We start from the raw sequence: 22,530 nt of genomic DNA, 5'->3' as shown, positions 1-22,530 counted from the left end.
ATCACGACCTTGCGTCCCCCTGATTTCGGGGTGACTCGCGCTGTCAGTACTCCGTGCAGCCAAATATCCAGGCTCATAGGGCTTTCCAGCCTTGGCGGGGGCGGAGCACCAGTTCGAGGTCAAGCGCGGCGAGCGTGTCGAACAGCTTCTCGACGGCCTTGGTGGCTTCGCCGGTTTCGAGTTGAGCGATGGAAAATCGGTTGGTTCGGGATCGCTCGGCAAGTTCGCTCTGGGTCAGTCCCTGAGCCTGGCGCGCAGCGCGTAGCGCCCGCCCCAGCGCGGACGCTGAGCGCGCCGTCATCTCGCGACCGCCAGATGTTGCCATTTCCTCACATTAGGTGGCGTCGCTGCTAATGTCAAGGAATCATCACATTGTGGCCACGCAGGGCTAATGTTGGTCTTTTCCAGCATTGTGCTGTCGTGCGATCCCACGTCACGCCCAGTGCCACCGCAACTAGGTCGGCAGGTGGCGGAGAGATGGCCTTTCCCCGGCGAGCGCGACCCGAATCTGTCCGTGGGATTCTCTACGCTTTCCTGGTGGAATACGCTGCGATCGACGCGCTGCGGGACCGGCATCCCGCTTGGCGGCTACTGCGTGCCGGTAACTCCACGCTGGTCCTCTCCTTTCTCGGGCTGTTTTTCGTCGAGGGCAACCGAGGCGCGTGCCCGGCAAGCGAGGTCGCGGCCGCGTTGGACGACCACCTGCACGCTCTGAACGCCGAGATCCCCACTGAACGCGGGGAGGAGCGGTTTCCGAAGGAACCCCGATCATATTTGGAGGACTGGGCGGCCACCGACGCCGCGTATCTGCGCCGGTTCTACCCGCCCGGCGATGACGAAGTCCACTACGAGGTCACACCGGCGTTCGAGAAGGCTTACGCGTGGGTCATGACCCTCAAGGGCAGGTCCTTCGTGGGGACCGAATCCAGACTGCACACCGTGGTCGAGTTGCTTCGGCAGATCGTGCACGGAACCGAAGTCGAACCCGACGTCCGGTTGGCCGAACTACGCCGCCGCCGCGACGAACTCGACGCGGAGATCGCGGCCGTCGAGGCCGGCGTCGTTACCGTCCTGGACGCGACGGGGGTCCGCGACCGCTACCAACAGCTCTCCGCAACCGCGCGGGAACTGCTCTCGGACTTTCGCGAGGTTGAAGAGAACTTCCGGCTTCTCGACCGTGCCGCGCGAGAAAAGATTGCGGCATGGGACGGCTCCAAGGGCGAATTGCTCGCCGAGTTGGTCGGAAGCCGCTCCGAGATCGCCGGCTCGGACCAGGGGCGCAGCTTCCAGTCGTTCTACGACTTCCTTCTCTCTGAGTCGCGGCAAGCCGAGCTCGCGGATCTGCTCGCGAAAGTGTCAGCCCTTGACACGATCGAGGCCGACCAACGCATTCGCGGCATTCACCACGACTGGTCCGAAGCTGCTGATCGAGCGCAGCGCACGGTCCGACAGATTTCCGAACAACTGCGCCGCTTCCTCGACGACCAGGTCTGGCTCGAGAACCGGCGCGTACTCGACCTGGTCCGGTCGGTGGAGAGCGTTGCGCTTGAGCTCCGCGACAACCCGCCGACCTTCGGGCTGGAGCTCGATCAGCCGGGGATCGAGATCGCGTTGCCATTCGAACGCCCGCTCTACCAACCCCCCGCGGCGGTAGCGGTTGAGAGCCAAATTGCGGCGGCTACCGAGGAGGTCGACGCCGACCTCCTCTTCAGTCAGACGTTCGTCGACCAGGCGCGCCTGGCCGAGATTATCCGAAGCGTTCTGCCCGAGGGCTCCATGGCTCTCTTGTCGGACGTCATCGCGACGCACCCCATCGAGCAGGGCGCGGCGGAGATCGTCGGCTACCTCGCGCTCAATGACGAAGACGTTGCCGTCGATATGGATGACACCGATGAGACTTTCCTGGAGTACTCCGACCCCGCCGACCCGGACATCACCAAGCGGGCGAGGCTACCGAAAGTGACGGTGAGGCGGCGATGAGCAGCGAGCACGCAGTCGCCAGCGCGATCATCCGGCTGATGCAAGGTGTCGTCTACCGAGAGTCGGACGAGGACACCTGGCTGACGCTGGAACGCCTGGGCGCCGGTGTCCGAGACCATTTCGCCACCATCGGCATCGACGTGGTCGTCGATGACATTGAGGGCTTCGGTTATCTTCGGTCCCGGCCCGAGGACGATGGCGATGAGGTGCTCCCGCGCCTGGTGCGCAGGCGCGCACTGACATACAACGTCAGTCTGCTGCTGGTGTTGCTGCGTAAGCGGCTCGTCGAGTTCGAGACGGCCGGTGGCGACGGCCGACTGGTCCTCACCACCGACCAGATCGTCGAGATGCTGAGGCTCTTCCAGGCCGAGTCCACGAACGACGCGCGCGTCGTGGACCAGGCGGAGACGACGATCAATAAGGCCCGCGAACTCGGGTTTCTGCGGCAGCTGCGCGGTCAAAGCGACCATTGGGAGGTGCGCCGCATCCTCAAGGCTTACGTCGACGCCCAGACCCTGTCGGACTTCGCGACGAAGCTGCGAGAGTACGCCGGAGCGGCGGCCGGCGATGAGTGACGGACTCTTCTCGATGGTCGGACTCGGCGACACCCGAAGGGCCGGCTACCGGCTCCAGTACACCGAAGTATTCAACTGGGGCACGTTCGACTCCCAAGTCTGGCGTCTCACTGCCGGCTCCGATACCGCACTGCTTACCGGGGACATTGGCTCCGGCAAGTCGACGATCGTTGACGCGCTTACCACGTTGCTGATGCCGTCCCACAAGGCCGCCTACAACAAGGCCGCGGGCGCCGAGGCCAAGGAACGCACCCTGCGCTCGTACGTCGAAGGCCACTACAAGTCCGAGCGAAACGAAACCACTGGACGGTCCCGCGCTAAGGGCCTGCGGGAGAACAAAAGGACCTACTCCGTCGTCCTCGGGGTCTTCACGAACCAGGGTTACGACGAGACAGTCACCCTGGCCCAGGTCTTTCAGCAGCGCGAGAGCACGGGACAGCCCTACCGCTTCTTCGTCACCGCAACCAAAGCGCTGTCGATCGCAACGGATTTCGCCGACTTCGGCACGGATCTGCGTGACCTCCGCAAGAGGCTGCGCGCTGCAGGGGCGGAGATCTTCGACGAGTTCCCCAAGTACGCAACCTCGTTGCGTCGCCTGCTCGGAATCCGATCGGAGCAAGCGCTCGAGCTGTTCCACCAGACCGTCTCGATGAAGTCGGTCGGCAACCTCAATGAGTTCGTGCGCGACCACATGCTCGAACCGAGCGACTCGACCGAGCGGGTTCGCGACATCATCGCCCATTTCGACGACCTGACCAAGGCGCACGACGCAGTCAAGCGAGCGAGAGAGCAGCTCGAAGTACTCGAGCCCATTGTGCAGACCGCGGCAAAGTATGACGCCGGGCTCGCCGAGCGTGAGTCGTTGGACCGCGAGCGATCCGCCGTCCGGCTGTTCATCGCCGAGCTTCGCTCCGGCCTGCTTGCCGACGAGATCGCCAAGCTGGAGGCCGAGGGCTTGGGCTTGTGGAAGGAGCAGGACGCCGCAAAGGCCAAGGAGCAGAAGCTAAGCCGCGAGCGCGAATCCCTCATCGAGGAGCGCGCCAAGGCCGGCGGCGATCGCATCGGCGAGCTGGAGCGACTCGCCGGCGAGGCCCGTGCCCAGGCCCAGAGTCGTCGTCATGCCCGGACACGGTTCGACGTCGCGGTCGCCGACGCCGGGCTGGAACCGGTCGTCGGCAGCGAGGACTTCGCGGCCCTTTCCGCTCTGGCCCCCACCGAGCGGTCGCGGCTTACCGCGGAGAAGCGAGCCCTCGATGCGGCCACGGCCGACGCGATCGGGCGTGAGAGGGAGTTCCAGCGGCAGTGCGGCCTCATCTCCGAGGAACTCACGAGCCTGGAGCAACGCACCAGCAACCTCCCCGTCGAGCAGGTCGAGGTGCGCGCGGAGCTATGTGCGGCCCTCGGGCTGACGCCGGACGACCTTCCGTATGTGGGTGAACTGCTCGACGTGACCGATGAACACGCCGAGTGGCGGGGCGCCGCGGAACGGGTCCTGCGAGGGTTCGCTCTGTCGCTCCTGGTGCCGCAGCAGCACTACGACTCCGTCGCCGGATGGGTGAACGGCCGAAGGCTCACGTTCCATGGCCGAGGCGGCAAGGCGATCGGAGCCAAGCTCGTCTACGAAAGGGTTGCCAGACAACGGGTTCCGCTGCAATCCCCGGGGCATGAGGGGCTCTGGCTCGCCGACTGCATCGAGGTCAGGGACGGGCCCTTTCATCAATACCTGGTCGACGAGCTCACGAAGCGGGCCGACTACCGATGCTCGTCGAGCCTTGACGAGTTCCGCAGCCAGCGGCGGGCCGTGACCCGTGAGGGCCAGGTGCGCTCGGGCGAGCGCCACGAGAAGGACGACCGACACCGCGTCGACGATCCCCGTCGCTGGGTCCTCGGCTGGGCCAACGAGCGAAAGATCGCCGCGCTTCGCGACGAACTCACCGAGCTGGAGGAAAAGCAGGCGAAGGCTGCCGCCGAGTTGACCAGGCTCGATGCGCAGCGGGATGCGGTGCACGCAAAGCTGCAAGCCCTTGCCCGGGTTGAGGAGTACCGCTCTTGGGCTGATCTCGACATCGGCGAGGCCGAATCGCGTGCGAACGACCACGACGCCGAACGCGACCGCCTGCTGGCCGGCTCGTCGCGCCTAGAGGAGATCGCGCGGGCGCTTGACGAGAACGAAGCGCAAGCCAACGCCGTGGGGGAGTTGATCGAAAAGCTCACCGGCAGGCTCGCGACCACGGCAGCGGCGGCGGAAAAAGCAAAGCAGGACAAGAAGCGCGACGACGAGTTCGTCGCGGCGCGGCCAGAGCACGAGCTGGCGGTCGCCCGCGCGTCGTACGCGGCCCTCGACGAACGCCTTGGAAAGAACCGCCCGCTGCGGGCGGCGGATTGCGCCGATACGGAGGTAGCGCTGTCGGCCGATCTCCATCGGCGCATCGAGCGCCTCACCGGCCAACTCAACGGCTATGCGCTGAACCTGGGCCAGTACATGAGCGAGGTCTTGCGTCGGTGGCCCGAGCTTTGCGCGGACATGGACGCCAATGTTGAGGCCCGCCAAGACTTTTTGGCGTTCCGCGATCGCGTCGCGACCGACGACCTTCCTCGTTTCGAGGCCGAGTTCAAGGAGCAGCTCAACAAGAACGCCATCCAGGAGCTGGCGGGGTTCAACAACTGGCTCAATCGGCAGGCGTCGGCAATCGACGAGCGGGTAGATCGGATCAACGAGGCGCTCGGTGCGGTGCCCTACAACCCGGGTCGCTACATCCGGCTGGAGAAGGAGCCCACCACGAATCAGGATGTCGCACAGTTCCGTTCGGACCTGCGCAACCTGACCAACGACAGCCTTGCGCTCGACGGCGACCAGTACTCGGAGCAGCGCTTCCTCGACGTCAAGCGGATCATCGAGCGGTTCCGCGGTCGCGACGGCTACGCCGAATCCGACAAGAACTGGACCCGGCGCGTCACTGACGTGCGCAACTGGTTCGTCTTCTCCGCGTCGGAGCGCGACGTGGAGACCGGTGATGAATGGGAGCATTACAGCGATTCCGACGGCAAGTCCGGCGGGCAGAAGGAGAAGCTCGCCTACACGATCCTCGCGGCGTCACTTGCTTACCAGTTCGGGCTCGAGTGGGGTGCTGAGAAGTCGCGAGACTTCCGGTTCGCGGTCATCGACGAGGCATTTGGGCGCGGCTCGGATGTCTCGACGCGCTACGCGCTGGACCTTTTCGCGACGCTTGGGCTGCAACTTCTCATCGTCACGCCTCTGCAGAAGGTTCACGTCATCGAGCCCTACGTGAAGGCGATCGGATTCGTCGACAATCCGACCGGAACGTCCTCTCGCCTCCAGACGATGACGATCGAGGAGTACCGGACGCGACGTGACGGACGGCGGTCGTGAGCGCCGGGTGGACCACACCGGATGACATTGCCGCCAGGGTCAGACGCCGGTGGGACGACGGATCGCTGTTGCGCGCCTACGCCAATGGAGATCCCTTTCAGCCGATCGAGGTGCCGCTGCGTGGCCCCAAACCCTCGCAGGTCGGTGATGACATTGCCGCGGCGCGCGACTGGGTGGCGGCGCTCGACGCCGGCCGACGCGACGACAGCCGATATGCCCTGCAATGGCAGTCAATCGGCGGCCGACAGATCGGCCGCAACCGGCTGCCCGTCCGCGCGGTGGTGTCCTCGATCGCGCAAGCCTGGGCTTCGTTGGGCGTGACGACTATGGTTCGCCGATTCGACGATCTCCTGGCTCTGGCAGATCAGCATCCGCGGGTTCGCGAGTGGGTCGTCGGCCATCCGCATCACGCGCTCGAGCTGGGGCCCGAGATGCCGCAGCTGATCGCTGCCTATGTTTGGCTCGACAGTCACCGTCAGTCGCAGCGGTACCTTCGCGAGATCGATGCACCCGGCGTTGACACCAAGTTCGCCGAGAGGCACCGGACGGTCCTGGCCGCGATGCTTCGCGTTTCATCGACGGCCTCCGGGTTCCTGGCCGATCTCGGTCTCAGGTGCAGGCCCGGATTGGTGCGGCTCCGGCCCTCGCCCTCACTCGGCTTCCCGGGGCCGACACTGACTGAGCTGGCGGTGCGTTCCGAGGAGTTGGCACAGCTCACTGTCGAACCGCGCGTTGCGGTAATCGTCGAGAACGAGATCAGCTATCTGAGTGTCGATGTCCCCGAAGGCGGGATTGTGTTCTGGGGGAAGGGCTTCGAAGTCGACAGCATAGGTCGGCTGCGATGGCTGGCGGAGGCCGACGTCCTCTACTGGGGAGACATCGACACTCACGGATTCGCCATTCTCGACCGCCTGCGGGCGCGGCTCCCGCGAGCGCGCTCGGTGCTGATGGACCGTGACACGCTGCTGGCCCACCGCGACCGTTGGGTGACCGAGGACCGCCCTGCGAAGTCGGTCCTGACGCGACTGACGCCTGACGAGTACGACCTTTATTCAGAACTGGTCGGAGGCGGGCTGGGTGAACGAGTGCGCCTCGAACAGGAGCGAATCGACTGGCATTGGGTCGAGCAACGGCTACCCGCATCCCACGGCGGTCGGACTTGATTGCTCATCGAATTGTGGTCGGAAGTGATTGGAGTCGGCGCTGCGAGACGGTCCGGCAAGAACTGGCGCCGTCGACCGTGGCCCCTGATCTCCGAGGGCGGTACGCCTTTACTGAATTCGGTCGCCGCTTGCAGTGGGCGCAGCGGCTGCAAGCGGCGGGTGGGCCACGGACTTGGCCACGGAACACGGCGGAACCGATGCGAACAAGCGGGACGGGGCGAGACAGGTCGGACGGCTGAACGTCGCTGGCCTGCAGCTATGAGACCGCGCGTACCGGGAAAGACCGCGACCGGCTAGCTCATAACCCAGAGGTCGCAGGTTCGAATCCTGTCCCCGCTACTAGGCGAAACGGCCCTCGGAGGAGACTTCGGGGGCCGTTTTCATGCCCGATGGGAACACTTTTGGGAACATTAGCGTCGCTAACGGATCCAGTGGGAACTGATTGGGAGCACTGACGGGTTCCTGGAGTCGGCGTCGAGTCGGCTGTCCGGCGCCGGGAGGCTCAGATCATCGGCCACAGTAGGTAGATCGGTCGGGGGGTCGTAGATACGCATGCGGCGCGCTGCAATGTGGGCGTTTTCGTGACTCAAGGTCTGCCGAGGGGTCGTAGGTCAACCATCGCATCTTGCGTGCGTGAATCATGACTGATTTGAGCCCGACGATTGCCCGCCGTTTGGTGGCCGGCGAGCAGGTCCGTGCGCATCGCACGATGAATGTGAAAGGCCATCGCAGCTCAATCTAGAACCAGACGTGCGAGCGCCCGCCCCCACTCAGTGACCCGCGGGCGTCCAACCGACAGGCAGTCGCTTGATGCCGTGGATGAACGCCGAGCGCAGGATGGCCGGTTCCTCGACGGCGACGATATCGGGGATGCGGTTGTGCAACTCCTCGAACAGCACCCGGATCTCCCGCCGGGCCAGGTTGGCGCCCAGGCAGAAGTGGGCTCCACCTCCGCCGTATCCAAAGTGCGGGTTGGGATTTCGGGTGACGTCGAACAACCACGGGTTGCCGAACTTGGTTTCGTCGCGGTTGGCCGAGTTGTACCACATCGAAACCTTGTCGCCGGCCTTCATCGTCACACCGCCGAGTTCGACGTCCTCGTTGAGATTGCGTCGCATGAAGATCACCGGAGTGGCCCAGCGCACGATCTCCTCGACCGCGGTAGCGGCGACGCCGTCGAAATCCGCCCACCATTTGTCCCGCGCATCGGGGTAACGGCTCAACGCCACCATGCCGTGACTGATGGCGTTGCGGGTGGTCTCGTTGCCTGCACCGGACAACAGCATGAAGAACGAGGCGATCTCCGCAGACGACAGCCGCTCACCGTCGACCTCTGCCCGCACCAGGTTCGAGGTCAGATCGTCGGCGGGTTCGGCCCGGCGGGACTCGGCCAACTGGGCGCCGTACGCGGCGAGGTCGAGTACCGCCTGAATGATCTCGTCGTGGCCGGTGGTCACCTCCTCGTCACCGGCTCCCAAGATGACCGATGTCCAGTGGAAGACCTTGGGCTCGTCCGCTTCGGGGATGCCCATCATGTCGCAGATGATCTGCAGCGGAAGGGGACCCGAGAGGGACTCGACGAAGTCCGCCTCCCCGTCGGGGTGGTTGGCCACCATGTCGCTCACCAGTTGCTGCGCCCGGGTACGTACGCTTTCCTCGATGCGGGCCACCATCTTGGGGGTGAACGCGCGGTTGACGATCGATCGCAGCCGCAGGTGGCGCGGGTCGTCGAGGTTGATCATCGATCCGCTGAACTCCGCGATCGCCGGGTCGATCTCGCTCAACGACACGGTGGTCGGGATCGAACTGAACACGTCCGGGTGCCGGCTCGCATGGTGCACATGGTCGAACGACGTCAGTGCCCAATGCCCGGGGCCCGATTCGAATCCGGGTACGTTGGGAGCCTCGAAGAACGCTATCGGCGCTTCGCGGCGCAGCGTGACGAACGCCCCGTCGCGGCGGTCGTCGTCCCAACTCCAGAACTCGAGTGAGCCCAGGTCGATATCGCTCAACGGCACCTCCGGTGGCGCTGTGCCGCTTTCGCGCTGCGTGATACCCGAGTCAATCTTTGTCATGGTGACCTCCCGGTCCGACCCTGAGTGTGACACCCGTCACGTGGGTGGTCTAGAGAACTCGCTGTGGCGCGTTTTCCCGAGGCTGTCGGCGGCCAACGCTGGCCTGCGCCCCGGCAGGAATCCAACCAGCGACGATGCGGTAATCGGAGCGATGGTTGTGAACCTCTGTTCGCGTGTCCTAGCGGTGTCCTAAGACTCTCGATTACGCGCAAACACGCACTAGACAGATGAGCACAGTAGTGGCCCTGTGACGTAGACGTTTGGGCACACACTAGACACCGGGACACCGACCAGCACACCCGGTTTCACACTGGCAGTGTGGGGGTCAGGGGTTTGAGTCCCCTTAGCTGACCAGTACAAACGGCACTTCGACGCACTCGCTGGAAGTCACCGCTTATTCACCGCCAATGACCGGGAACCGACCGGAATTGCCCGGTTCTTATGGAAGCTTCGAGATAGTCAATCCGGTTGTCGCACAATGAGAAACGAGCAACAACTGGAACTATCAGGACCTAAGGTTTGCTAATCCGTTGGTCGCGGGTTCGAGCCCCGCCCGCCCTGCCTCGAAGACCACAAATACAGATGGGAATTGCACGTCGGCTCACGCATCCGGATCGTCACCTTCCGGCTGCTCATCGCTACATTCCAGCAGCTCTTTGAGCGCGTCGGAGAACCCGTCGGCGATGTCCCACAGGTCCGGCAGCAGATCGGGGCAGGAGATGATGCCGATACCCAGTTCCCCGTTGAGCGACATGACGGTGATGTTGAGTCCCGCGCCGCCGAGGATCGGGCCGAGGGGATACATCGTGTCGACTTGGCAGCCCAAGAAGTACAACTGCGTCTGCGGGCCGGGCACGTTCGACAGGATCAGGTTGTAGGCGGGGCTATGGCTTATCGGAATGCGCGGCAGGATCCGCATAACTGCGCCGAACAACGACGGGCCGCCGAACTGCGACCAGTCGTGCAGCAAGGTGGGTCCGATGGCCGCGGTGTGGTCTTTTGCGGCGGTGTTTCCCGCGGCGATGGTGCGGATACGTTCGGCGGGGTCGCTGATTTGGCTCTCCACCCGGCAGAACATCCATGTGGTCTGGTTGCGTCCGGGACGGTCGGACTTGTCGTGCACCGACACCGGCACAGTGGCCACCAGTGGGGTGTCTGGCAACTCGCCGCGCTCGAGCAGGAACCGCCGTAACACCCCGGAGCACAAAGACACCACCACGTCATTAATGGTCACGCCGAACCGGTTCTTGACCCTCTTGACGTCCCGCATATCGAGCTGGGTGTAAGCGATATTGCGACGCCGGCTGAAGGGGGCGTTGAACCGGGTCCGTGGGGCGGAAAACGGTGCGGCCATGGTTCGGCCCTCGCGCGCGCGTAACAGCGTCTGCATCAAAGTCAGCATCGTGACCGGCACCACAGTGGCCAACCGCAACGGCCGGAACGCGAACCCCTTCAGTCCGCTCGCGGCGATCTGCAGCGAACTACCGCTACCCGCGCCACGAACAGGCTGCGGTGGCGGCGCATCTGGCTCCAGGCCGCATAGCTGGGCCAGCAGGTTCGCGCCGGCAACCCCGTCGACCACGGCGTGGTGGACCTTGAGCATCACCGCCAGTGCGTCATCGCGGGGGCCGCCCTCAATTACCCACATTTCCCACAGCGGCTGGTCGCGGTCCAGTGGCAGCCCCGCGATATACCCACAGATCTCGGCCAGTTCGCGGCGCCCTCCGGGTGCCGGCACACCGACCCGGTGCAGGTGGCGCCGCAGCTGGAAGTCCTCGTCGTCCACCCACACCGGATGATCCGGGTTCAGCTGGGTATCGGCGAGCTTCATCCGAAACTCCGGCAGCGCTTTCACGTGCTTCGCCAACGCGGTGCGAAACCGGCCATACGTATAGCCGCCCGGCATCGTCGAGGTATCCAACTCCAAAATGCAGCACACGTTCAGTGGCTGCGTCGGCGTCTCCAAATAGAGGAAAAATGCATCAAGTCCGCTGAGTCGTTCCATAGCCGCCCGCCCGACCTAGTAATTAATTTCCATAATTCCCCGACCCCACAGAGAGCTTAGGCCCGAAATCGTGCAGATCCAGTCCCTAACAAGGGCTTTCCACATTAAATCTTGATGACCGCGGCGGTGACATGGCCGCCTCGTCGCTGATCACGACATAATCGATCGCCGGGTCGGGGGCACGCCCGGTTGGGTCCCCATACCCCGACAGCAGGGAAGCTAAACATTTACCGAGCCGTGGACGATGAACGGTTTTCCGCGGGCATCGCCGGAGGTCTGTGGTCGTCACCGAACAGCGCACGGAACCTCGGCCCGTTGGCCACACCAGCGAGTCGCCACGGTGGTGTGCGGCGGGCTCGGCGGGATCATGGAAGCGGTCGCGTAGGGCGACGTAGAACGCAATGGGGTCGTCGTTGGACTACTTCCCCTGTCGGGAAATGCACACTTTCGACGCCGTTCTTCCCTGCGGGCCCGGTTCATGGTCGGCCTACCCTCCGCTAGTGCCATGGGTGCCTCGACAATTGTGCTCAACGGTGGTATCCGATGGAGGTGGCCGGACCACTGTGGCTACCACGGCACGCTTGAAGTCGCGCTGCGCGGGCACGACCTCAAACATGAGATCAGTCCATCGGCGCCGACCTGCTGCGCGACGCCAGCGCCTTTGGGCCCGGTCGCGGCGACTAACAGTGGGATTTGCACGTTGGTCAACGCCGCACAGACCGTGTCACTGCGTCGACTCGCGCCCGGACGCATTATGGCCGCTTTCGGCACCGGGTTCTCCAGCCGCGCAGCTATGGGCCAGCCGCCGATCCGATGGTCGTACATGGAGGCCTATATCCGTGCCTACCAAGCACTATTAGCCGGAGAGGTCGTCGACTGGGAGCGCGCGGCCATCAGGTTGATGCTCACCTCTGCGCAAGCGGATGCTCTGCCCCTTGGGCACCATCGTCGACGAACAGGAAGACCCAGCCGGCGAACGGGTCCGCCTGGCGGTCGGAGCCCCGTGGGCGGCGGCAACGTATCACCTGGTCTATACCAGCCCGGGTGCCGACGCGGTCCGCCAGATGCCCGGTGGGACCGCGTGGCTCGATGTGATCGACAAGTTCCCCCAACGTGAGCGCCACCTGCACATTCACCAGGGCCACATGGTGGAAATCAACGACGCCGACCTGGCGGCCTGGCGTGCCGGGGGCCACATCTCGCTTCCGTCGGTCACGCTGACCGGGTCCGCCGACACAGTCGGAAAGGCGGTGGCCGCAATGACCCAAGCCGCTGGCACCGAGGTCATGTATGAGCCCTCAGGCCCCGATATCGCACGCGAACTCGAAGCGTTGGTCTCGGCTGTACGCGGTTAGTAGGCCCGCATCAATACATCGACACGTTCTGTGGTGTGGTCACGGAGGATAAGTGGTCATATAGGGCGACGCGGGTGATGGTGAGCGATCAGGATCCACTGGTCGCACCGGCTGCCGCCGCGATTGTTTCGATCGCACGCTGGTCGCTGTCGTCAGGTGCGCTAGTGGAGTATGTCCGAACGACGGCTTCTATTGCCGCCGTTGCACATTCGGCAGGGCTCCCTGGTACCGGGTCGGCGCCACCGAGCGGGATCAAACGCAGCGAGTTGGTCCAGCTCGATCAACTCGGCGTCAATCTCGACTTGCTGGAGCTTGCCACGCAGCCGCGCGGTGAGTTCGTTGGGTGCGGGTGCGGCACCCGTCTTGAGCCGTTGCCGAACGGCACGCAACGGACGCACAACCTCGCGATGCCACGCGTCTACCCGGGACCGGGCCGCATCCAGGCAAGAGGTGGTTAGCGTCTGCCGTCGCCTAGCACCGATGAACGCGGCGAATAACACTACGTTGACGTCGAGCACGTATCGGTTCTGCAAATACAGGCACGCGGCGGCCACGCCTTCGCTGCCATAGAGCTCCAGTGCAAACTGCTTGAAGCGGCCCGCAGTGCCGGTTTCATCCGTCATTTCGCGCCGCGGTCTGCTCCGGCACAGATGTCACCCGACCGCCTGGCGCGCCGTCCCAGCGTCGAAATAGTTCATGAGTGATGCCAAATTGATCCAGGATTTTGCCGCCGGTCTGGTTGAGGAGATCGTCGATTGTCTTGGGTTGATGGTAGAAGGCTGGGGTTGGTGGGAGCACGATCGCGCTGGCAAGGGTGACGGTTTCCATGTTGCGGATGTGGATCAGGCTCAGCGGGGTTTCGCGTGCGACGAGTACGAGCTTGCGGCGCTCTTTGAGGCACACGTCGGCGGCGCGGGTGAGCAGGTCGGTGCTGCTGCCCGCGGCGATCGCAGCCAGGGTTTTCATCGAGCAGGGCACCACCACCATGCCGACGGTCTGAAACGATCCCGACGAGATTGCCGCACTCAGGTCCTCGGGGTCATAACAAACGTCGGCGAGGCTTTCGAAATCGCTTCTACCTAGCCCCATTTCGAGCTGAATGGTCTTCTCAGCCCCCCGGTAGATGACCAGGTGGGTTTCAATGTTCGGGTGGTGGTGCAGGGCGCGGAGGGTCGCCCAACCCAGTTGTGGCGCGCTGGAGCCGGTGATGTCGATGATCAGCCGTTGCCGCTGCATGGGTTGTGCTCCTGAACGCTCACTTGCAAAGCCTGACCACACAGTAACGGGCGGCGGGTACCTACCATTACCAACCGGATAATTCGCGAAATCAGGAGGCATCATGCCCATCTACCAGTGCATCATCCCCGAGGGACTGCTTGATGAATCCCAAAGGGAGAACATCGCTGGAGAGATCACTCGCATTCACTGCGACGCGAACGGTGCTCCGCGCTCGTTCGTCAATGTCCTTTTCCATGACATGCAAAACGGCACGGTCTTCGCCGGCGCCAGCCGGTCTACCCACTCGATAGTGTTCGGCGACATCCGCGCCGGCCGGGATGGCGCGACACGGCAGGCGAGGCTTCGAGATTTGTCGCTAATGTGGACACGGCTTACTGACGAGCCAGAGGGGGAGGTTCTCATCGCGCTGCGGGAAGTCAAAGCCGAAAACGCAATCGAAGCCGGCGTGATCGTCCCCGAATCCGGTGAGGAACAACAATGGCTCGAACAAACGAAACAAGGCTGATCCAGTCGGGCATGCTTCAGAGCTGAGATATCTCTGGGATCACGCGCGCGGACGATTCGCTATGCGTGCAACGCCACGCGCGCGGAATTGGTGGCGGTCGCGTGACGGGTGGAAGTCCCTGTTGCGTGGCTCTCGCCGGACCACCATGGTGCCCAGGACCAAGGGAGAGCGATGACTGAACCACTGCAACCAACAACCTGGTATCCGGATCCGAGCTACGAGTGGGGCATGGTCGTGCCGCAGCCGGGGGATGATCCGTTCTACAAGTACACCGGCAGCCTGGAGAGCATCCCGCCGGGAACGGTGCTAAAGCCTCGCAACCTTGCCTACCGCGCGTTCGGCGTCCCGACATGGCTCAAGGCCACGCAGCTGCTCTACCGGTCGACCAGCCAAACCGGCAATCCGACCGTCAACGTCACCTCCGTCATTCAGCCGCGTTACCAAGAGGACAAGACGAAGGTGATCTCGTACCAGTCCGCCTATGACTCGCTGAACCGAAACGACGAGCCGTCGTATGCGATCTCGGGCGGAGTCACGCTGGGCGGACTCGTTCCCAACGTGGAGGGGGCGGTCTTTGGTCCGTTTCTCGCCGACGGGTACACGGTCATCGTCCCCGACACCGAGGGCCAGCGGGCCGACTTCGCCGCAGGCCCCGAGTACGGAATGAACACGCTCGACTCGATTCGCGCGGTGTTTTCACCGTCGTCGACCATCGGGCTCCCGGACGATGCAAAGGTTGCGATGCTCGGATACTCCGGCGGTGCGATCGCCACCGAGTGGGCCGCCGAACTCGCTCCGACGTACGCACCCGACGTCAACGCGCGCATGATCGGCGCGGCGATGGGCGGCGTGCTCGTCGATCCGGCACACAACCTGAACTACATCGAGGGCACGTGGTTTTGGGGCGGCGTCATGCCGATGGCGCTCGTCGGCATCGCGCGAGCGTTCGACAAGGATTTCACGCCATATCTCACCCCCACCGGCGTGACGGTCTTCAAGGAGATGCAGACCGCTTCGATCGTCGACGTCCTGGGCCGCTACAAGGGTCTGACCTGGCAGAAGCTGATCATCCCCGCGTACCCGACTCCTGAGAGCCTGCCGCTCTACGTCGAGGTGGCAAACCAGTTGATCATGGGCACCGGCGGTACGCCGACCATCCCGTTGTTCGTCGGTCAGGGCGCCAACGGTGAGCTCGAGGGCACTCCGGGCGACCAGCCGGGCATCGACGCCGGCGACGGCGTGATGATTGCCGGCGATGTCCGCACGCTCGCCCGTAACTACTGCGCGAAGGGCGTGAACGTTTACTACGAGCAGTACGACGCGCTGGCACATATTTCGAGCCTCGTGCCCTGGCTGCCGCACGCGATCGCCTGGATCCAGCAGCGCTTCGCCGACGTAACAGCGCCGCAGAACTGTTCGTCGATCGCCGCGGGCAACCCGCTCGAGCCGATTCCGATTCCGGTCTCGTAGCAACTCGCGCATTCTACGCGACATCAGAGCGGCGCAAGCTCCGAGTCGGAGCCGCCTCTAGTCGGCCAACGTTCGCGGACGGCCGGTCAGCAGAACACGCGCGACCCACTCGACCCGGCCTAGCGACTCCTCCAACGTCAACATGCCGGCCAGCACTCCGGCGAGCGCATTGCTCAGCGCGCCGTTGAGGCCGAATGTGATGTTCGGAATGTCCTCCGGTGCAACGCCATCGAGCAGACTGTTGAACATTTCGGCGTTCGTGCGATTCATCTGGTCGATCGCCGCTTTGGCTTCGGGAGCAGTGGATCTCGTAGTTTGAAGCATCAGCGCGGTCATTTCGGGGTTGCGGTAGAAGGCACGCTGCGCGCGTCGTAAGTAATCCAGGACACCTGGCAACGGGTCCTGGTCGGCTCGTGCCCCGCGCGATGCGAGGATGCGGCGGGTAAGTCGCTTCTGCCAGTCCTCCAGTGCCACCGCAAGAAGGTGATCCTTCGAGCTGAAGTAGCGATAGACGGTGGCCAGTGCCACTTCTGAACGCTGTGCCACGTCGCGCATCTGTACCGCCTCGGCGCCCACCTCGGCAATCAGACCGATTACGGCTTCGATGACCTTGGCTCGCCGTATCAGCTGGCGGCTGGTCATTTCCGCAAGGGGAACTACGGCGGATTCGGCCCGCTCGACGGGAGTGTTGACGATGCGACCTCCGGCTCGGATCGGGAACCGCCTTCTCAGTGAATGCTTCGATGTTACGGCAAACAGCCGCTGCGCACAGTGTTATCCCAGCTAGACTCGCCGCGCTCCTTGACAGTAGTAGAACCGTGTTTCAGTATGGATTGAGCAGCGACGCTGTCAGCGATCGGAGGACGCCATGGCCGGACCTGTGGGTCTGCCGGTGATCGACACGATGATCGGGTTCCCCCATGAGGGTTCCGCTCAATATGACTTCATCCGCAAGCAGACGAAGGACCGCGAATCCAAAGAGGACTTCGAGTTCCCTGTCGAGTACATGTTCAAGGACGTGCCGAAGGGGCTACCGACCGACGACCCGGTGTCGCTGGTGCTCCGGCAGATGGACCGGTTCGGTATCGAAAAGGCGATGATTGGAGTCGGTGAGGACTCAGCGCAGCTGGCGCTCAAGACGTTCCCGGATCGCTTCGTACCCTCCGGTGCGCTCGTGGACCCCAATGACGTGATGGGTTCGGTGAACGCGATCCGTCGCGAGTACGAGCAATTCGGTATCCGCGCCACATCAGTCTTCCCTGCAGGGACCTTCCCGCAGGTTCCGATCGACGACCCGAAGATGTACCCGATCTATGCCATCTGCGTCGAGCTCGGCATCCCGATCTTCGTCTGCGCCGGCGTCCCGGGACCGCGGGTTCCTTTTTCACCGCAGGAAGTTTCGCGAATCGACATCGTGATGTTCGACTTCCCCGATCTGGTGTTCGTCACCCGCCACGGCTGCGAACCTTGGGAGGATCTGGCGGTCAAGCTGATGCTGAAGTGGCCCAACCTCTACTACTCGACATCAGCGTTCGCGCCGAAGTACTACCCGAAGGCCATCATCGACTACGCGAATTCCCGCGGTGCCGACAAAATCCTTTACGCCGGCTATTTCCCGATGGGCTTGTCGCTGGAGCGGATCTTCAGCGAGCTGCCCAAGGTTCCGCTGAAGGACGAGGTGTGGCCGAAGTTCCTGTACGGCAACGCCGCCCGCATCCTCGGCCTGGAAGACTGACAGTCCTATGGCGTTGGCGATCACCGCCGAGCAGGAGCAACTCGTCGATGCTGTCAGCCGGTTCGCTACCCGGCACGCGCCCATCGACAAGACACGTGCCGCGTTCGATTCGATAGCGTCCGGCGAATTGCCGTCCTGGTGGTCGGAATTCGTTGTACACGGTTTTCATGCGGTACACCTTCCGGTGGACATCGGCGGCCAAGGCGGCAGCCTGGTCGACATGGCCTGTGTGGTCGAGGCAGCCGCCGCGGCGCTGCTGCCGGGTCCGCTGTTGAGCACGGCGACGGCCAGCGCCGTCGCGAGTCTGGCTGATGTGTCGGCGAAACCGCTGCTAACCGAACTGGCCGAAGGCGCGACGGCGGTCGTCATACTGCCCGAGCATTCAGACGTGCACGCGGTATCCGACGGAGACGCGTGGCGACTCAACGGGTCGTCGGGCTCCGTGTTGGGAATCTGCGCGGCACAACACATCCTGCTCTGCGCGCAGACTAAGGACAGCGGTCAACGGTGGTTCGCGCTGGACCCGTGCTCGGAAGGTTTGAAAGTCGAACCGCGGCAAGGCACCGATCTGTGCACCGATGTGGGTGTGCTCGATCTCGTTGAGCACATCGTGCCGGCCAGCTCGGTGATATCCGGCATCTCCACCGAGCGGGCCCGCTGCGTTGTGGTGGCCCTCGCGGCGTGCGCAGCCGCCGGGACGGTGCGCCATTGTTCCGACGCGGCAACCGATTACATCCGCACACGTGAACAGTTCGGCAGGCCGGTTGGAGCCTTTCAGGCTCTGCAGCACAAGGCGGCGACGCTACTGGTGAACTCGGAACTGGCGACGGCGTCGGCCTGGGACGCGGTACGGGCAGAAGGCGAATCCATCGAGCAGCACCGGCTGGCCGCGGCGTCGGCCGCGGTGATGGCGGTGGCCGCGGCCCCCGATCTGGTGCTCGATGCGTTGTTGATGTTCGGCGCGATCGGCTACACGTGGGAGCACGACACACACCTGTACTGGCGGCGCGCCACCAGCTTGGCCGCGTCGTCGGGGCCGATGACGCGATGGAATCGCGAAGTGGGGGAGTTGGCGCGCACGCTGAAGCGATCTACCACAATCAATTTGGGTGCCGTCGAATCCGAATTCCGGGCCAGGGTGGCGGCAACGCTCGACGATGCGCTGGGTCTGTCCAACGATCACCCTTCCGACGACACCCGGAATCCCGGCTTGGCCTTTGGGTCGCAACGGGATCTGCTGGCGCAGCAAGGCCTGGTCGCACCGAATCTGCCGGCGCCGTGTGGAGTCGGCGCTTCGCCGGTGCAGCGGGTGATCATCGCCGAGGAGTTCGACAAGCGTCCCGAGTTGATACGACCCTCGTTCGGCATTGCGGAGTGGATCCTCCCGACGATTCTCAACAGCGGATCGGATCTGCAGCGCGACCGCTTCGCCTGGCCGATCCTGCGTGGCGTACAACGGTGGTGCCAACTGTTCAGCGAACCCGGTGCCGGGTCGGATCTGGCGTCGCTATCCACCCGCGCCAACAAGGTGGACGGGGGATGGTTGGTCAACGGGCACAAGATCTGGACATCGCTGGCCAATCGGGCTCAGTTCGGAGCGTTGTTGGCGCGCACAGATCCCGAAGCGAAGAAGCACCGCGGCATCAGCTACTTCCTCGTCGAGATGAGCTGGCCGGGCATCGAGGTCTCGCCGATCAAGCAGGCCAGCGGACGCACCGAATTCAACGAGGTCTTTTTGACCGATGTGTTCGTGCCTGACGACATGTTGGTCGGTAAGCCCGGCGATGGCTGGAGCCTGGCGGTATCGACCATGGCGGTCGAACGAACGGCCATCGGAAACTACGTCAGCATCGATCGAGCCGATGCGCTTCGGCGAATGGCGGAAATTGATGGCCCCGACCAGGATGCGGCGCTGCGGGCACTAGGCGACGTCGAGGCCTACAGCACGGCGATCAGGGCCGTGGTGCTACGCGAAACCCTTCGTTTGGTCGAGGGGAAGGGGCCGGGACCGACCAGCAGCATCGCCAAGTACGCCATGGTCACGTTGCTGCGTCGCGCATTGACAGCGACACTCGGCCTGACCGGTCGCATCGCGATGTTGGAGGATTCCGACCCGGCCGTCTTCCAGCCCTATTTCGACGCCCCTGCAGAACTTATCGGCGGAGGCACTCCGGAGATCCAGCTGACGATCATCGCCTCGATGGTCCTCGGTTTGCCGCGCAACTGAATCCTCTAAATCTGGGCCACAGAAAGGACGTTTGCCGCGATGACGACACAGCTCCCATTCAGGTTCTTCGACTGCGATAACCACTACTACGAAGCGCTCGACGCGTTTACCCGCCACATCGAGCCGCAATACAAGAAACGCGCGATCCAGTGGGCTGAGCTCGACGGTAAGCAACGTCTCATCGTCGGCGGCAGGGTCAACAGGTTCATCCCGAATCCGACCTTCGACCCGGTGGGCAAGCCCGGCGCGCTCGACGAATACTTTCGCGGCCGAAACCCCAGGGGTGCCGACTTGAATGCGCTTTTCGGCGACCTGGAACCGATCCCGCCGGCGTATCGGGACCGCGATGCGCGCTTGGCGTTGATGGATGAGCAGGGCATGGCGGGTTGCATCCTGCTGCCTACGCTCGGCGTGGGAATGGAGCAGGCGCTGCTACCTGACCTGGACGCCGCAGCGGCAACCTTCCGGGCTTTCAACCGCTGGATGGATGAGGACTGGGGATTTACCTACCAGGAGCGCATCTTCGGTGCGCCGTACATCACGTTGTGCAAACCGGATAACGCTGTGCGTGAACTCGAATGGGCGCTTGAGCGTGACGCGCGCTTCATCGTGATGGTCCCCGGACCGATCATGACGGACGTCGGCATGCGCGCACCCGGCGATCCCATGTTCGACACCTTTTGGCAGTTGGCGAACGATTCAGGCATCACCGTTTGTTACCACTCGGGCGAGACGTACTACTCGAAGTTCATGCCGGCGTGGGGCGAGCCGGATTACATGATGTCGTTCCAGGCGCTGCTTGGTTTTCGGAGCTTGTTCTCCGGGGACGCCTTGCAGGACACCTTCGCCAACCATCTGCACAACGGGCTTTTCCTGCGGTTCCCCAACCTGCGGATGGCTTCCATCGAGAGCGGCTCAACCTGGGTGTTCCACCTGTTCGAAAAGCTCACTAAGTCTTTCGGTCAGATCCCACAGATCTACCAGGAAGACCCGCGAGAGACCTTCAAACGCCACGTCTGGGTGTCGCCCTTCTACGAGGACGAGCTGGCCAGCCTGCTAAGGCTGCTGGGCGAGAAGCGGATCATCATGGGTTCCGACTTCCCGCATGTCGAAGGCCTGGCCGAGCCGGCTTCCTATCTCAAGGACCTGGAGAACTTCGACTACACGCCCAAGCAGTGCCGAACCATCATGCGCGACAACGGGCTTGAGCTGTCGATCCGCAGGCCGGTGTGACCGCTTTGTGAATGTGAGCAAGTCCAGCCTGGTCGCCATGCTGCTAGAGGTCGGCGAGGAGAACGCGGCAGTGTTGCTCGCGCGCTCTGCACTGCCGGACGAGATCGACACCGACCACGCCCTCGACGCCCTGGTGGCCTTCGGGTTGGACCGCGATCAGGTCGACGAGGTCGCGCGGTTGACCATCGGCGCTACCGACACTCGTGCCGGGCGCGACGAAACGCAGCAGACCATCTCGCGCCGGTGGGCCGATCTCGTCGACCACTGGCTGACTTAGGTTTTCGATTGAGCAACGCATTTGGGAGGCGTCATGACGGCACCGCAGCTGCCGAAGGGTTTCGACTTCACCGACCCCGACGTCTACGCCGCGCGCCTGCCGACCGAGGAACTGCGCGAACTACGGCGGGCGGCGCCCATTTGGTGGAACGAGCAGCCCAGCGGCGTGGGAGGTTTCACCGACGGCGGGTACTGGGTGGTCAGCAAGCATCGTGACGTACGTGAGGTGTCACGGCGCGACGATGTGTTCTCCAGCGCGCAGAACTGCATCGTCCCGCGTTACTGCGACGAGCAGACGGCACGCGGGCAGATCGAGGCCGGCAGATTCTCGATGATCAACATGGACGCTCCGCAGCACACCCGAATGCGCAAGATCGTGTCCCGGGTGTTCACACCCCGTGCGGTGGAACGGCTTCGGGAAGACCTGGCACAGCGAGCCCGGCGTGTCGTCTGCGATGCAGCCGCCGCCGGAACGGGGGACTTCGTGGCGCAGGTGTCCAGCGAGCTGCCGCTGCAGGCGATCGCCGGACTGCTCGGGGTGCCGTTCGAGGATCGATCCAAGCTGTTCCATTGGACCAACGAGATGGTGGGAGACGAGGATCCCGAATTCGCCGGGTCCGAGGCGTTGGCGTCGGCCGGCGAATTGATGTTCTACGGAATGCAACTCGCCGTACACAAGGCCGACCATCCTGGCGATGACATCGTCACCCAGCTGATTGAGGCCGACGTCGACGGCCACAAGCTCTCCGACGAAGAGTTCGGGCTGTTTATGGTGACACTGACAGTGGCCGGCAACGAGACCACCCGCAATTCGATTACGCAGGGGATGATGGCGTTCCTCGACAATCCCGAGCAGTGGAAGGTCTTCAAGGAGCAGCGCCCCGTCACTGCCGTTGACGAGATCATTCGATGGGCCACTCCGATTACCGCTTTCCAGCGCACGGCGCTCAGCGATATCGAACTCGGCGACGTCCCGATCAAGCAGGGTCAGCGGCTTGCGTTGTTCTACCGATCGGCCAACTTCGACGAAGACGTGTTCGACGATCCGTTCTCGTTCAACGTGCTCCGAGATCCAAATCCGCACATGAGTTTTGGCGGCACCGGCGCGCATTATTGCTTGGGAGCCAACCTCGCCAGGCTGACCATCGAGCTGATGTTCAACGCGATCGCGGATATCGTTCGCGACCTCACCGCGCTGGCTGATCCGGAGCGGTTACGGTCGGGCTGGCTCAACGGAATCAAGCACTGGCAGGTCGACTACACCGGCGCTTGCCCGGTGTCTCAGCGAGCCGGATAACCGG

General features: G+C 63.7%; 18 protein-coding genes. 12 read left to right on the top strand and 6 right to left on the bottom strand.

All coding sequences use genetic code 11. The features are described from left to right. Positions 1-73 precede the first annotated feature (73 nt). Positions 74-325 carry a helix-turn-helix domain-containing protein gene (locus ACLQI9_RS16830; protein WP_442376199.1) on the bottom strand — a complete coding sequence of 84 codons (252 nt, stop codon included), beginning with the start codon at positions 323-325 and terminating at the stop codon, positions 74-76. 212 nt (positions 326-537) lie between these two features. Here ACLQI9_RS16830 and ACLQI9_RS16825 point away from each other — a divergent pair, with 212 nt between their 5' ends. From ACLQI9_RS16825 to ACLQI9_RS16810, 4 genes are read left to right on the top strand one after another with little or no spacing between them, the layout of a single operon-like run. After that, positions 538-1,980: a DUF3375 domain-containing protein gene (locus tag ACLQI9_RS16825; RefSeq protein WP_442376197.1), complete on the top strand. Its 1,443-nt coding sequence runs from the start codon at positions 538-540 to the stop codon at positions 1,978-1,980. Continuing rightward, entirely contained in the window at positions 1,977-2,555 is a 579-nt protein-coding gene (locus ACLQI9_RS16820; protein ID WP_442376195.1) for a DUF4194 domain-containing protein, read from the top strand. Before ACLQI9_RS16825 ends, ACLQI9_RS16820 begins: the two co-directional genes overlap by 4 nt. After that, positions 2,548-5,946 carry an ATP-binding protein gene (locus ACLQI9_RS16815; protein ID WP_442376193.1) on the top strand — a complete coding sequence of 1,133 codons (3,399 nt, stop codon included), beginning with the start codon at positions 2,548-2,550 and terminating at the stop codon, positions 5,944-5,946. The genes ACLQI9_RS16820 and ACLQI9_RS16815 overlap by 8 nt, the downstream gene beginning before the upstream one ends. Further along, positions 5,943-7,109 carry a Wadjet anti-phage system protein JetD domain-containing protein gene (locus tag ACLQI9_RS16810; protein WP_442376191.1) on the top strand — a complete coding sequence of 389 codons (1,167 nt, stop codon included), beginning with the start codon at positions 5,943-5,945 and terminating at the stop codon, positions 7,107-7,109. The genes ACLQI9_RS16815 and ACLQI9_RS16810 overlap by 4 nt, the downstream gene beginning before the upstream one ends. Positions 7,110-7,879: 770 nt before the next feature. Here the strand turns inward: ACLQI9_RS16810 and ACLQI9_RS16805 are convergent. Together ACLQI9_RS16805 and ACLQI9_RS16800 are read right to left on the bottom strand one after the other, a co-directional pair. Further along, a complete protein-coding gene (locus tag ACLQI9_RS16805; protein WP_442376189.1) occupies positions 7,880-9,184 on the bottom strand; it encodes a cytochrome P450 in 1,305 nt (434 codons plus the stop codon). A 601-nt stretch (positions 9,185-9,785) separates the two neighbouring features. Then, positions 9,786-11,189 carry a WS/DGAT/MGAT family O-acyltransferase gene (locus tag ACLQI9_RS16800; protein WP_442391941.1) on the bottom strand — a complete coding sequence of 468 codons (1,404 nt, stop codon included), beginning with the start codon at positions 11,187-11,189 and terminating at the stop codon, positions 9,786-9,788. A gap of 935 nt (positions 11,190-12,124) precedes the next feature. Here ACLQI9_RS16800 and ACLQI9_RS16795 point away from each other — a divergent pair. Beyond that, on the top strand, positions 12,125-12,544 hold the full coding sequence (locus ACLQI9_RS16795; RefSeq protein WP_442378861.1) for a hypothetical protein: 420 nt from the start codon (positions 12,125-12,127) through the stop codon (positions 12,542-12,544). A gap of 161 nt (positions 12,545-12,705) precedes the next feature. Here the strand turns inward: ACLQI9_RS16795 and ACLQI9_RS16790 are convergent, their stop codons facing one another. Together ACLQI9_RS16790 and ACLQI9_RS16785 are read right to left on the bottom strand one after the other, a co-directional pair. Then, the gene (locus tag ACLQI9_RS16790; RefSeq protein WP_442378863.1) at positions 12,706-13,167 is read right to left on the bottom strand and encodes a TIGR02444 family protein; all 462 of its coding nucleotides are present in this window, start codon (positions 13,165-13,167) and stop codon (positions 12,706-12,708) included. Beyond that, positions 13,157-13,891: a UbiX family flavin prenyltransferase gene (locus ACLQI9_RS16785; protein ID WP_442378865.1), complete on the bottom strand. Its 735-nt coding sequence runs from the start codon at positions 13,889-13,891 to the stop codon at positions 13,157-13,159. The genes ACLQI9_RS16790 and ACLQI9_RS16785 overlap by 11 nt, the downstream gene beginning before the upstream one ends. Between ACLQI9_RS16785 and ACLQI9_RS16780 the strand changes: the two genes are divergently transcribed. After that, complete coding sequence (locus ACLQI9_RS16780; protein WP_442378867.1) at positions 13,884-14,288, top strand: tautomerase family protein; 405 nt, start codon at positions 13,884-13,886, stop codon at positions 14,286-14,288. The two genes, ACLQI9_RS16785 and ACLQI9_RS16780, sit on opposite strands and share 8 nt — an antisense overlap. A 171-nt stretch (positions 14,289-14,459) precedes the next feature. Next, on the top strand, positions 14,460-15,758 hold the full coding sequence (locus ACLQI9_RS16775) for a lipase family protein (protein WP_442378869.1): 1,299 nt from the start codon (positions 14,460-14,462) through the stop codon (positions 15,756-15,758). Between the two features lie 57 nt (positions 15,759-15,815). Here ACLQI9_RS16775 and ACLQI9_RS16770 read toward each other — a convergent pair whose 3' ends face one another. Next, on the bottom strand, positions 15,816-16,400 hold the full coding sequence (locus tag ACLQI9_RS16770; protein WP_442378870.1) for a TetR family transcriptional regulator: 585 nt from the start codon (positions 16,398-16,400) through the stop codon (positions 15,816-15,818). 226 nt (positions 16,401-16,626) lie between these two features. On the opposite strand from ACLQI9_RS16770, the gene ACLQI9_RS16765 reads away from it, so the two are divergent. The 5 genes from ACLQI9_RS16765 to ACLQI9_RS16745 are packed head-to-tail and all read left to right on the top strand — an operon-like array spanning position 16,627 to position 22,526. Continuing rightward, positions 16,627-17,493: an amidohydrolase family protein gene (locus tag ACLQI9_RS16765; protein WP_442378872.1), complete on the top strand. Its 867-nt coding sequence runs from the start codon at positions 16,627-16,629 to the stop codon at positions 17,491-17,493. Between the two features lie 7 nt (positions 17,494-17,500). Then, on the top strand, positions 17,501-19,720 hold the full coding sequence (locus ACLQI9_RS16760; RefSeq protein ID WP_442391940.1) for an acyl-CoA dehydrogenase family protein: 2,220 nt from the start codon (positions 17,501-17,503) through the stop codon (positions 19,718-19,720). A gap of 39 nt (positions 19,721-19,759) precedes the next feature. Further along, positions 19,760-20,953 carry an amidohydrolase family protein gene (locus ACLQI9_RS16755; protein WP_442378876.1) on the top strand — a complete coding sequence of 398 codons (1,194 nt, stop codon included), beginning with the start codon at positions 19,760-19,762 and terminating at the stop codon, positions 20,951-20,953. A 13-nt stretch (positions 20,954-20,966) separates the two neighbouring features. Next, entirely contained in the window at positions 20,967-21,230 is a 264-nt protein-coding gene (locus tag ACLQI9_RS16750; protein ID WP_442378878.1) for a hypothetical protein, read from the top strand. Between the two features lie 33 nt (positions 21,231-21,263). Next, positions 21,264-22,526 carry a cytochrome P450 gene (locus ACLQI9_RS16745; RefSeq protein ID WP_442378880.1) on the top strand — a complete coding sequence of 421 codons (1,263 nt, stop codon included), beginning with the start codon at positions 21,264-21,266 and terminating at the stop codon, positions 22,524-22,526. Positions 22,527-22,530 lie beyond the last annotated feature (4 nt).

Source organism: Mycobacterium sp., assembly GCF_052143115.1.
Lineage (GTDB): Bacteria > Actinomycetota > Actinomycetes > Mycobacteriales > Mycobacteriaceae > Mycobacterium.
The sequence above is the reverse complement of the archived record's forward strand: the minus strand, read 5'-3'. Positions and strand labels throughout refer to the sequence as shown.